The 12,812-nt window shown below is 34.1% G+C and carries 9 protein-coding genes; 1 reads left to right on the forward strand and 8 read right to left on the reverse strand.

Annotated features, from left to right (window positions below):
- Positions 1-803: 803 nt before the first annotated feature.
- A complete protein-coding gene (locus tag FOF46_RS07410) occupies positions 804-2,003 on the forward strand; it encodes a LamG domain-containing protein (protein ID WP_208746759.1) in 1,200 nt (399 codons plus the stop codon).
- Between the two features lie 267 nt (positions 2,004-2,270).
- Here the strand turns inward: FOF46_RS07410 and FOF46_RS07420 are convergent, their stop codons facing one another.
- From FOF46_RS07420 to FOF46_RS07455, 8 genes are read right to left on the reverse strand one after another with little or no spacing between them, the layout of a single operon-like run.
- Positions 2,271-3,287 carry an L-rhamnose/proton symporter RhaT gene (locus FOF46_RS07420; protein WP_109438892.1) on the reverse strand — a complete coding sequence of 339 codons (1,017 nt, stop codon included), beginning with the start codon at positions 3,285-3,287 and terminating at the stop codon, positions 2,271-2,273.
- Between the two features lie 55 nt (positions 3,288-3,342).
- The gene (locus tag FOF46_RS07425; protein WP_143916012.1) at positions 3,343-4,392 is read right to left on the reverse strand and encodes an aldose epimerase family protein; all 1,050 of its coding nucleotides are present in this window, start codon (positions 4,390-4,392) and stop codon (positions 3,343-3,345) included.
- Positions 4,393-4,444: 52 nt separating this feature from the next.
- On the reverse strand, positions 4,445-5,539 hold the full coding sequence (locus tag FOF46_RS07430; RefSeq protein WP_143916013.1) for a mandelate racemase/muconate lactonizing enzyme family protein: 1,095 nt from the start codon (positions 5,537-5,539) through the stop codon (positions 4,445-4,447).
- Between the two features lie 17 nt (positions 5,540-5,556).
- On the reverse strand, positions 5,557-7,008 hold the full coding sequence (gene aldA / locus FOF46_RS07435; RefSeq protein ID WP_143916014.1) for an aldehyde dehydrogenase: 1,452 nt from the start codon (positions 7,006-7,008) through the stop codon (positions 5,557-5,559).
- Between the two features lie 28 nt (positions 7,009-7,036).
- Positions 7,037-7,801, reverse strand: coding sequence for an SDR family NAD(P)-dependent oxidoreductase (locus FOF46_RS07440; protein ID WP_208746761.1), 765 nt, complete (start codon positions 7,799-7,801; stop codon positions 7,037-7,039).
- Positions 7,802-7,832: 31 nt separating this feature from the next.
- On the reverse strand, positions 7,833-8,849 hold the full coding sequence (locus FOF46_RS07445) for a zinc-dependent alcohol dehydrogenase (protein WP_143916016.1): 1,017 nt from the start codon (positions 8,847-8,849) through the stop codon (positions 7,833-7,835).
- 18 nt (positions 8,850-8,867) lie between these two features.
- On the reverse strand, positions 8,868-10,157 hold the full coding sequence (locus tag FOF46_RS07450; protein ID WP_143916017.1) for a glycoside hydrolase family 117 protein: 1,290 nt from the start codon (positions 10,155-10,157) through the stop codon (positions 8,868-8,870).
- A 25-nt stretch (positions 10,158-10,182) separates the two neighbouring features.
- Positions 10,183-12,714, reverse strand: a complete 2,532-nt coding sequence (locus tag FOF46_RS07455) for a glycoside hydrolase family 2 TIM barrel-domain containing protein (protein WP_143916018.1) — start codon at positions 12,712-12,714, stop codon at positions 10,183-10,185.
- Positions 12,715-12,812: the final 98 nt, after the last annotated feature.

Here is a 12,812-nt window from a genome sequence, read left to right on the forward strand (position 1 = left end):
GTCATTTCTCAGGTATAAAACCAAGTCTAAAAAGCTAAAAAACAACTACTTAATTTAAAACGAATGATCTCGGGAATTTTGGATTTTGTGAATTTTTAAAAATTTGTATCCCTTATATTTTATCTGTATCTAAAATTACATAGTAGTTAAACATACTCACCTATTATTAATGAATTGACATTTTTAGATATTTGATATTATTAAAATCAAAAAGCTCTTTTCTCAAAAAAAACATATCTGCTTATTTTTTTATCACTTGTGTTGATCAAAACAATTTCAATAGTTTTTTGAACACAATAATAAATGAAGACTTTATATTATTTCAATCAAATAAATCCCAGTATACCATAGTAAAAACCTATAATTATACGATAATGCATAGACTCATCATCAATATAATCTGTCTTGTTAATTTGTCTTTAAAAAAGGATAGATAACGTAAAGGGGATAGGGGTTCTTTTAAAGTCTTTTTAAGTTTTATCAGAGTATTGTATAGTTTTTGTCTAGTGTCATTTTTATTCTTAAAAAATAAAGAGTACTAATTTTAAATCATCAAAATTCTCGGCAATACCGTAGTCTTTTTTGTTTTAAAACCTCGAAAATGATTTCTAATACTATTTATAGTATTCTTTTCTTCGGTTTTTTGAATCTTTTATTAAACAAAAGACAGATTATTTATTCATAAATCTTTATGCTTTATAATCGTCTTTGCGCTTTACAGTATAGACTAAAGAATAGAGTGACGACTAAAAAAATCCATCTCTTAAAGCCCTGAATAAAATAATTACTTAAACTAAATTCTTATGAAAATGAAACTGTTTTTATTAATCACTTGTGCCTATGTTTTTATTAATTCCTGTTCTAGTGATAATACAACTACCGAAACTCCAATAACAGAAGCAGAAACTCCTGACCCAGAACCAGATCCTGATCCTGTAGATCCAGATAGTGTTGGCACTGATTGGGAAGGTATCTCCGTTCCTGCTTCTGCGGGTGAAGGTAAATCATGGAAGCTACAAAGCGACTCCTCTGATGATTTTAATTACTCCTTTGCAGCAACCTCAGCTGAAGCTACTTTTGGAAATAAGTGGACTAATTTTTATCATAACAATTGGGAAGGTCCCGGACCTACAAAATGGGTAAGACAAAATGTATCTGTTTCTGGTGGCGAATTACAAATAAAAGCATCTAGAAATGATGGTGAAATGAAATCATTTGATGTAGATTGTGATACCGACGGAGTAACAGAAACCTGGACTTTACCCACGACAAGAGCCGGATGTATAACCTCTACCAAAAGAGTCTTATATCCTGTATATATCGAAGCTCGTGTAAGAGTAGCAAATGCAGTAACTGCTTCTGATGTTTGGTTATTAAGTCCTGATGACACACAAGAAATTGATATTATCGAAGCTTATGGCGGAAAAGGTGAGGATGATCGAAATGTTTGGCTTGCAGAACGCGTACATTTGAGTCATCATACTTTTATTCGTGATCCTTTTCAGGATTATCAGCCTACAGATATTGGTAGTTGGTGGAGAAAAGACGGAGTAAATCAATGGGGAGGAAAATGGGTACGCGTAGGAGTATACTGGAGAGATCCTAAGCATCTTGAATATTACATAGATGGAGAACATGTAAGAACATTATCTGATAATGCTTTTGCAAGTCGTGACATAAATGGTAATTGGCAATATACCTATCCCAAACCTTTAGAAGGAGGAGTAATTCCTAAGGGCGGAAATGGGTTTCAGGCGACAAATACTGCTACAAGTCTTGAAGAAGCTCAAAATTCATCAACAACAAGTGTAATTGATCCATTAAATTACTTGGCAAATGGAATGAACTTGGATAAAGAAATGGATATTATCATCAATGTTGAAGATCAAAACTGGAATGCTTGTAACGGACGTACACCTAAAGATTCTGAGATTCAAAACACAGATGACCATACATTTAAAGTAGATTGGATTCGTGTTTATAAACCAATAGATGCTAATTAATCTTTTTATCTAAATATAACAACAAAAAGCAGCCTTGTATTCTTACCAAATACAAGGCCGTTGTTTTAACGTATTTGAAATAGTTAAAAAAGTTTGATTATAAAAAAATAGAGAGATTTCTCCTTAAAAATCAAACTCAGTATATTTTAAATTATATAAAATTTATAAGTATCCTTATAAAGAATGGTACCTTTAAGATCATAGTTAAATCTTGACTTCTATAATCAAAATTTTCGATCAAAAAATTCAGCTAAAAGAACAACAATTTTATTGCATTCCGTTTCCTACTGCAATAACAACAACTCCTATAGTCATAGTTATCAAACCTAGATATAAAAACATTTTAGGTTTTGTACCGGTTTTACTCCATTCACCAGTTAAGAGTCCTGTAATTATAGCAACTGCTACACATGATGTATTAAAAATCGCATAACCGACTGTATTACCCGAAGACCCAAGTTTATAAGCTGCAAAGGCAAACGTTCCTGAAGCAGCAAAATTCAATAAAGCCATTATAAAAGTAGATATTATGTTTTTGCCTGTATGAGAAGAACTAAACTTACCCCATAGTTTTTTTACACTCAATTGATACATAAAATAAGGTATAACAAAAAGACCTCCAGAAACATATATAACAATCATCACCATAACGGCAGTTACCCATTCTGGATTTCCTGCTTGTTGACTAGCTTCATGTAAATAAGGTCTTCCAAAAGCATTAGCATAGCTAAAGCCTGTTGCTAATAACCCACCTGCAACAGCTATAATAATACCAATGATCATAGACGAATTTTTATTATTACTGGTATCTTGATTTTCTGTATTTTCATTTTGTCTAAGAATACCTGCTTTTCCGTTAAAGAACACACCTAAAAGCACAATAATAATTCCTATTAAAATCACGCTAAACACATTGGAAGGTGGTAAACCATCTACAAGAAATGGCAGCAATGAACCTACTAAAATTACAGTCCCTATGAATATAGAAAACCCTAAGGACAAACCAATATGATTAATTGCTTTACCCCACATCATTGCTCCAACTCCCCAAAGAACACTAGCAAAAACCATTTTCCAAAGAATATCTGTAGGGATATTAGTAATAATACTATTAAATCCTGTAACTAATAAAAAACCCGCCGCAATCGGAATGATGAACATGTTAATTAAAAACATCATTCCCCAGGTATTCTCAAATTCATAGCCTTTGGTGTATTTTTCTGGTAATGCATATAAACCTAACATGAGACCTGCAATAATGGCAATTAAAACTCCTAAAATCATAATATTGAATTTTACTTAGATGAAGTGTGAATATTTATTTGTTGTATGGTATTTATTAAGTAGTGTAAAATTTAAAGATTGTTTTACTGGTGTATGGGTCTCCCGGATATGTGATTGCTTTTGGAGCGATATCAAGATTTGGGCCATTAGGGTATCTATGCGTCTCACAACAAAAAGCTTTATATCTACCATATTGATCTCCATTTTCTCTTTTTAAATGGTCTGAAGTAAAGTATCCCGAATAAAAAAGCATTCCAGGTTCTGTAGTTAAAACATCCATTGCTCTACCACTTTTAAAATGTTCAATAGAAGCTACTTTCTTTAGTTGGAAATCTTTTTTAAAAAGGAAGTACGTATCAAAACCTGTTTCCATCTGATTCAAAGCTTTACTAAATAGTTTCCCTTTTCTAAAATCTTCCGGTCGATCAACCACTTCTATTTTATTACCTTGCGGAACTCCTTTTTCATCTCCTTCAAGAAATGCTTCAGAATGTATCGTTACTTTATGGTTGTGAACAGTTTCTTTAAAACCCGACAAATTAAAATAAGAATGGTTGGTTAACGAGATAGGAGTGGCTTTATCTGTCTCTGCATGGTAAGAAATAATTAATTCATTGTTGTTATTAAGGGTAAATCGTGCTTTTACATTTACATTTCCAGGATAACCCTCTTCCATGTGGCCGCTGTGAAGAGTTAATGCTAAAAGAACTTCATTTTCTCCTTCTGTAGATTCATCTATTTGCCACATACGTCGATCAAACCCTTGAATTCCACCATGCAAATGGTTTCCTCTATCATTTCCTGCAAGAGTATACTCTTCGTCTTCTAATCTAAATTTACCTTCATGAATTCTAGAAGCATATCTACCTATTGTTCCTCCAAAATAAGGAGCATTATTTTTATACTCCTCAGAAAAATACCCTTCTATATTTTCAAAACCACAAGTAATTTCCCTGACATTACCTTTTGCATCAGGAGTAAGAATAGATGTGATTGTAGCTCCATAATCTGCTATTTTTACCACCACACCATTATTATTAGACAATGTATATAGGGATACTATATCTTTTTCGAAGTTTCCAAAATTTGTTTTCTCTATTTTCATAATGATCAAAATGGGTGGTTATTATTGTTGTTAACTGCGATTTCGGTTATACTTATTTTTTTTCGAAAGGATTTAGCTTTTTCCAGTCAAAAACTACCCCTATCCCAGGAAAATCTGGAGCCACTGCCCTGTGATTTTCAACTACCAAAGGTCTGGTTGTGTATTCATCAATTGGGAAACTATGTACTTCAAGCCAACCTGCATTTTCTTGTGAAGAAACCAAACTAACATGTAGTTCCTGCATCCCATGTGAACATACAGGAATACTATGTTCTTTAGCCATTTTTGCAACCTTAAGCCATCCTGTTACCCCACCACAATTAGAAGCATCTGGTTGTATAAATGATAGCCTGGATTGTTTAAAGGCATATTCAAATTCATGAATGGTATGTAGATTTTCTCCCATTGCGAGGGGAAAACCTGTTGTATTTACAATTTCGCCATAACCTGTATAATCATCTGGTATTATAGGCTCTTCAAACCAGGTTATATCAAACTCTTTGAACCTTTCAATAGCCTCTATTGCCTTTTCAATACTCATCGAGTAATTAGCATCGACCATAAAAATTATGTCAGTACCTATGTATTCTCTAACCGCTTTGATTCTTTCTATATCCTCATCCAAATTTTCTCTACCAATTTTAATTTTGACAGCATTAAATCCTCTGGACAAATATGTTTTCATATTATTAAGGAGTTTCTCTATAGGAAACATTAGATCAATCCCCCCACAATATGCTTTACACGTATTATTTGCTCCTCCTACTGCTTTCCATAATGGTTGTCCCATCTTTTTACAGCGAATATCCCAAAGCGCAATATCAATAGTAGAAATTGCAAAAGAGGCTATTCCTCCTCGGCCTACATAATGTATATGCCACTCCAGAAAATCATAGATTCCCTCGATATCAGATCCATCTTTACCTAATAATACATTTTTAAAATCATGTTCGAGCATTGCTTTAATGGCATGACCGCCTTTTCCACCTGTATAGGTATATCCAGTTCCTGTACTGCCATCACTAAGGGTAATGGTAGTTGTGACTAATTCAAAATGATAATGATCTCCATGTTTAGCATCCGATAATACTTCTGGTAAAGGCACTTCGAATAACCTAATATCAATTTCTATAATTTCGTTATTCATATATTTATATATTCGATTTATTTATAGTTTAGGTAAAAAGTCTTCTTTTCTAAGTATTGTTCAAAACCATATTTACCATCTTCTCCACCACTTCCAGATAATTTATATCCGTTATGAAATCCTTGATGTTGCTCACCATGCCCTCGGTTTATATAAATTTCTCCATATTCTAATTCATCTTTACATCTCATTATAGTTTTCATATCTTTTGTAAATATCATTGCTGCTAAACCATATTCACAATCATTTGCACATGTTACAACCTCTTCAAAAGTTTTAAACTTTAGGACTGGTAAGATTGGTCCAAAAGATTCTTCATGAACAATAGTCATATCCTGTGTTACATCAGTAAGTACTGTTGGTTCGAACCAGTACCCTTTTTCAAATTCGGATCCCTTTGGTCGCTTTCCGCCTGTGGCTATGGTTGCTCCTTCTTTAACACTAACTTCTACCAGATGCTCCATGTGTTTTAATTCTGAAGCATTTACTTTAGGTCCCATATCTGTATCTTCTAACATCGGATCCCCAACCTTAAGAGCTTTTGTAGCTGTTATAAATTTATCCATGAATTTATCATAGATTCCCTCATGCACATACATGCGTTCATTACATGTACAAACCTGACCGCAATTATCAAAACGAGAATGTAAAGCAGAAGCTACGGCTGCATCAATATCTGCATCTTCAAACACTATAAAAGGTGCTTTTCCTCCTAACTCGAGTTGAACATGAGTTAAATTTTGAGCTGCATTTCTAGCAATTTGTTGTCCTACAGGAGTAGAACCTGTCATGGTAATCATTTTTGTAACAGGATGTTCTACCAAAGCATTCCCCATAGCTCTTCCCGGTCCTGTTACAATATTAATTACCCCATTAGGAATCCCTACTTCTTTAGCTATATCTCCAAGTTCTAAGGTAGCAAGAGGTGTTTCTGAAGTGGGTTTGATTACCAAAGTATTTCCCGCGACCAAAGCTGGTCCTAATTTTCTTCCGGCTAGAGCCAAAGGAAAATTCCAGGCGGTAATAGCTACTACTACACCTCTTGGTATTTTTTGGATCCATATTTGCTCATTTTCATTATCTGAAGGTAAAATATCACCTTCAATTCTTCTAGCCCATTCGCAAGCATATTGAATAAAAGTAGCAGTAACTTCTACTTCCATTCTAGCTACTTTAAGTAATTTTCCTTGTTCTTTTACTAATAATTCTGCTAAATATTCTTTTTTAGCTAATATTTTATCGGCAAATTTATATAGTAATTCAGCTCTTTGTCGAGCAGGAATTTTTTTCCAGGACTTAAATGCTTTATCTGCTGCTTCAAGTGCATTAATACCTTCTTCAGGAGTTCCATTTTGTATCTTGGCAATCACTTCTTCTGTTGAAGGACTTATAACATCAATAGTTTCTCCAGATGTTGATTTAACCCACTCCCCATTAATAAACAGTTGATATTCTTTTACGTTGCTCATTTTATTATTTTTTGATGTTGTTCACTAATTATCTCCCCATCCATCCTCCATCAACAACTGTAATGGAACCACTCATATAATTTGCAGCTTCGGATGCTAAAAACACTACAGGGCCAGCAAAATCTTCGGGATTCCCCCATCTACCAGCTGGAATTCTAGAAAGAATTGAAGTAGATCTATCTGGGTCATTTCGTAAGGCTTCTGTATTATCTGTTGCAATATATCCAGGTGCAATAGCATTTACATTCACTCCTTTTCCTGCCCATTCATTAGCAAAAGCCATTGTCATCTGGCCAATAGCTCCTTTACTAGCTGCATATCCAGGTACAGTAATTCCTCCTTGAAAAGTTAGCAAGGATGCTGTAAATATAATTTTACCATCCCCTCTATTAATCATCTCTTTTCCTATCTCTCTGGTAAGGATAAATTGAGCATTTTGATTCACCTCAATTACTTTATCCCAGTATTCATCAGAATGTTCTGCTGCTGGAGTTCTTAATATTGTTCCTGCATTATTCACTAGAATATCAATAACGGGAAAGTCTGATTTTACTAGATTAATAAAGTTGTACAAAGATTTTCTATCAGAAAAATCACATTGATATGCCTTAAAGTTTTTTCCTATTGCATTTATTTCTTTCTCTATTTCACTTCCTTCTTTTTCTAAACTAGCCGAAACACCAATAATATTTGCTCCTGCTTGTGCTAGACCAATTGCCATAGCTTTTCCTATTCCTCTTTTACAACCAGTTACCAGGGCGGTTTTTCCTTCTAAACTGAATTTATTTAAAATACTCATTAATTTGTGTGTTGTTAGTTTATGTTTATTGTTGACAATCCATTAATATCTTAAGCCCGTCAGGTTTTTTATCTATATTTTCAAACACTTCCTGAATTTTGGTAAGTGGTTGTATATCGGTTATTAATTTTTCAAAGTGGAGTTCATTATCGGTAATTAATTGAATGGATTTTTCATAATCTTCTTTTTCATATACCCTGGCACCGATAAGTTTAAGTTCTTTCCAGAAAAATTTAAATAAATCAACATTTTTCTTTTCTCCATGAATTGCTACCATTACAATTCTTCCTCTAATTCCTGCAACTTCTGTCATAATATCTAGAGCAGGTTGTACTCCTGCAACCTCAAAAACCACATCTGCTAATCGTCCCTCAGTTTTTTCTTTAACGTATTGTATCAAATCCATTTTTACCGGATTTACCGCATCAAGACCCAGATCTTTTGCTTTGGCAATTCTTACAGGATTCACTTCAGATACGATTACATTCGCTCCCGTATCTTTGGCTACCATAGCTACGAGTAGACCAATTGGCCCTCCTCCTAATATTACTGCTGTTTCTCCTGACTTCAATTCGCTAAGTCTGACATCATGCACCGCTACTGATAACGGTTCTATAAGCGCTGCGAGTTTTAAATCTGTAGCTGTTCTTAATTTATGAAGTGTAAAAGCCGGTACGTTCCAGTATTGTTGCATCGATCCAGGGCTATCTATCCCTATAAATTTTAGATCTTCACAAATATGATTAAATCCTTTATCAGAAGGCTTTACACCACGATCATCCAGAGGTCTTACAACTACTTTATCTCCGACTTCGTATCCGATAACATTTTCACCTAGTGCATCAATAGTACCAGACATTTCGTGACCAATAGTTATAGGAATATTTACCCTTTTATCCATCATACCATGATAGATATGCACATCTGTACCACATACACCAGAATATGCCACTTTAATACGCACATCACCTTTTACAGGTGCTTCAAGGTCTTTCTCTATTACATTGAAGGTTTTATTACCCTCGTATCTAGTTGCTTTCAATGTTGTTATGTTAAGTTATTAATTGTCTTTTTGTGTTGTTTCTTTTTTCTTCCCATCCGGTTTTTTGGCTCCTTTAGCTACGTGAGACGTCTTTCTGTAGGAATCGAAACGCATAATACTTTGTTCATGCCAGTTGTTATATACATGAGACAGCCCCCAATCAAAAATCTGAGTCGGATTATCATCCGGAGCATTTAAAGTTCGATTTAAACCAATAGCATGAGGCATATTTGCACCTTTTACAGCACCTTTGATTTCAAAATTTATTCCGTCTGGTGACCATTGTATCGTATTGCGTTCTGGTCCATCTGTAGTAATTAGAGAAGCAATACCTCCTTTTGTCGGCCATACACAAATTTCATGACCCGAATTAGAAATAGGGTTATACTTAGATTTGATATAAGGGCCTTTAGGGTTATCTGCTATAGCCACACCGTGACGGATTTGACGTCCTCCAAATAAGATTTCTTCTCCCATTTGTTCTCCTTTGTAATACAAATAAAATTTACCTTTATAAGGTATAATACACGGATCATGAACTTTATGAGAATCAAAATCTCCCTTTTTCTCGACTAAAAATCTATTTTGTTCTGTTCCTTTCCAAACTCCATTATCAGCGGGACTTAGAATAGGAGTTTCACTCTTTGTCCAAGGACCATTTGGAGAAGTAGACCAAGCTAATCCCACTTGATTCTTAACGCGAACGTTATATGGGGATTTTACCGTTTGGTAACACAGATAATACATATCCTCATGTTTCATGATTTCTACTGTAAATACTGATCTGTCATCATATGCCCCTTTTTTCCCCCTTGGTACTGCCATACCTTCTTCTTTCCATGTCCAGCCATCTTCTGATGTTGCAAACCATATATCGCAGCGATCCCAGGGAAAAACTTTGTCATTTTCTATATCTCCTCCAAAACCATCGGTTTTACCCACACTTTTTGAGTACCACACATAATACTTACCATTTTCTTTAATCATGGCTGATGGATCACGACGTACTACCCCCTCTTCATGTGCTAAATCTCCTTTTAATGGTTTCATTGCATTAAAGACTCGATACCAATCATTTTCTACATATTCCCATTGCAAAGCTCTTTTGGAAGCCGCACTCAAATGATCTTTATCTGTAATACCAAATCGATCTAGTTTTTCTTGTGACACATCTAATCCTAGGTCATTTATATTTTCCTTAGTTTTAGTTTCTTCTACTTTTGGAGTTTTGATTTCTGCTTGGTTACTACAAGCAATCAAAAGAACAAGAGATAAGAAGTACACTATGCATTTATAATTTAAGTTCATGAGAATATTCTTTTTGAGTTTTTAGTTATTCAATGGTAATACGAATAGTATTACCGGTTAAATTTTTTGAAGTTGCTTTAATTGTCACATCAGCTTTTTTGGTTTTTGATTGTAAAAGCAGCAAACATCTGCCTTTATGTGTTACAATTTTGTTTGATTGATAATCTTGCACATTACTAGCCCAACCATTATCCACACCGAGAATCTTTGCTTCTCCTTCTACTGTAAAGATCACTTCTTCATCACTGGTTGTAACAGGAATACCATGTTTATCTACTAATTGTGCTACCACATGAGCTGTATTATACCCATCAGCTTTTAGCTTTATTTTATCTGTTGTAATTTTTATATGTTCTGCCTTACCTGAAGTGTGTATTGTTCTTATTTCTTCAACTTCTCCATTGTTTAATCCAACAATTTTTAATTCACCTTTGGTATAAGGAACTATCCATTTATATATCCTGTCTTCAAAATCTTTTAGTCTTTTGATTCCTAAACTCTCTCCATTAAGACACAATTCGATTTCATTACAGTTTGAATATACTTCTACCACAACCTTATCTTTCTCTTCATAATTCCAATGATCATTTACATCATGCCAAACCCACAATGCTTTTTTCCATGCATCTTTTACTTTTTCTACAGCTAATCCAGTGTTTTTTTCTTCTATGTATATTGATTTATCCAGAGTTTGCGTAGTGGCGTATATATGAGGCTCTTCGTTCCACAATGTCTTCATCATATGGTACGAAGGTTTTTCGAATCCAGCTACATCTAGCATACCACTGGGAGTAGCTTTTCTTGGCCATTGATCGTTTGATTCTCCCATATAATCAATTCCTGTCCATAGGAAAGTTCCAGAGATAAAAGGTCGTTCTTCAACAGCTTTCCATTCATGCCATTGCACAAGGTTTTCTGTACCCATGATGGGTTTTTCCGGATAATTTTTATGCCCATAATCATACAGAATTCGTCTATAACTATAGCCAATAACATCAAGCGCATCCGCATAACCAGAAAGATGACTTGCTGAAGGTAAAATACAATTGGCTGTGATATATCGAGTAGTATCCATTTCTCTGGTCCACTTCGCCAATTTCTTAGCCGTTTCACCAATATCATATTTCCCTTTGGGTAAGGTTTCTAGTTTTTCTTTAATCTGATCTATGGTATGTGGAGGTTCTTCCCAAAAGTAATTTCCATTCCAGTTCATATTATTAAAAAAGCCTGTTGCATCTGCATTTCTTGGATAGGTCCATTCTATCTCATTTCCTATACTCCATTGAAAAATAGAAGGGTGATTGCGATGCGCTAACATAGTATTCTTAAGGTCTCGTTCTGCCCATTTTTGAAAATGTTGAGTATACCCTCGAGTTACATCATCTACACTTTTCTCATTTGTATTTAATCTTTTATCTTTTGGATTATCCCATTCATCAAAAAATTCATCTTGAACCAAAAATCCCATTTCATCACATAGGTCCAGGAATTCTTGTGAACCGGGATTATGAGCAATTCTAATCGCATTACATCCTGCATCTTTAAGTTTTTGCAATCTTCTTCTCCAAACATCTTTGGGTACAGCGGCACCTACAAGTCCTGCATCATGATGAAGGCAAACTCCTTTTATAGCAGTACTAATATCATTTAAGAAAAAGCCTTTATCTGCATCAAATTTTATGCTTCTTACTCCAAAGCGTACATCATTTTTATCTATCAATTTACCCTCTTGTGCAATGGTGATAATTGCTGTATACATTCTTGGTGATGTTATACTCCACAAAAAAGGTTTTGGTATATTAAGAATGTTTTCCACGTCAATTTTCTGACTAGCTTTTACCTTGTATTTTTTTGAATATTCTGAAACAGACGTATTCTCATCATCATAAATCTGAATTTGTAAATCAAAATCTTGTTCTGATATGTTATTGTTTTTTATAGTTGTTTTTATATGAGCCTTAGCATTGTCTTTAGATATTTCTGGAGTAGTCACAAAAACTCCCCATACTGGAATATGTAGATTGTTTTTATGTATTAGTTTCACATTTCTATAGATCCCAGACCCTGTATACCATCTACTGTCTACAAATCTGCTATGATCAACCTCAACTTTTATAGTGTTCAATTCACCATTATCTCTTAGTCTTTTGGTGATGTCAAAATAAAAAGGAGAATATCCATATGGATGAGTTCCCAGCAACTGATCATTTAAATAGACTTTGCTATTGTTATAAACACCATCAAACAACACATACGTTGTTTTAGAATCATCTATATTTAATAAAAAATCTTTTTTATATATTCCGATACCTCCAGGCAGATACCCAGTTGCTCCTTCTCCTTTTGGATCAAATGAAAAACCTACACTCCAATCATGAGGTAAATTTATGTCTTTCCAGTCTGTATCTTCAATTTTTACAGGTGTTCCAGAGCGTTCTAAAAGTTTGAATTTCCAATCAAAATTAAAATCATGTTTACCTATTTTTGAATATTTTTGGGCACTACTTACAAAAAAAACGCACAGCAGAAGTAACGTAAGGAAGGATCTCAATACCATATCTAAATTGTAGAATAAAATTTTCTTACAAAGATCAATACTAATATTAGAACCTTGTTTTAACCACAACTAGACATAAACTAGACATTTCATTTTTT

This window comes from Aquimarina algiphila (assembly GCF_007489275.1).
Lineage (GTDB): Bacteria > Bacteroidota > Bacteroidia > Flavobacteriales > Flavobacteriaceae > Aquimarina > Aquimarina algiphila.

Excerpts from the sequence above, each read along its gene's own strand:
- FOF46_RS07455 (WP_143916018.1), bottom strand. The coding sequence starts at position 12,714 with ATGGTATTGAGATCCTTCCTTACGTTACTTCTGCTGTGCGTTTTTTTT.
- FOF46_RS07430 (WP_143916013.1), bottom strand. The coding sequence starts at position 5,539 with ATGAATAACGAAATTATAGAAATTGATATTAGGTTATTCGAAGTGCCT.
- aldA (WP_143916014.1), bottom strand. The coding sequence starts at position 7,008 with ATGAGCAACGTAAAAGAATATCAACTGTTTATTAATGGGGAGTGGGTT.
- FOF46_RS07420 (WP_109438892.1), bottom strand. The coding sequence starts at position 3,287 with ATGATTTTAGGAGTTTTAATTGCCATTATTGCAGGTCTCATGTTAGGT.
- FOF46_RS07425 (WP_143916012.1), bottom strand. The coding sequence starts at position 4,392 with ATGAAAATAGAGAAAACAAATTTTGGAAACTTCGAAAAAGATATAGTA.
- FOF46_RS07410 (WP_208746759.1), top strand. The coding sequence starts at position 804 with ATGAAAATGAAACTGTTTTTATTAATCACTTGTGCCTATGTTTTTATT.
- FOF46_RS07450 (WP_143916017.1), bottom strand. The coding sequence starts at position 10,157 with ATGAACTTAAATTATAAATGCATAGTGTACTTCTTATCTCTTGTTCTT.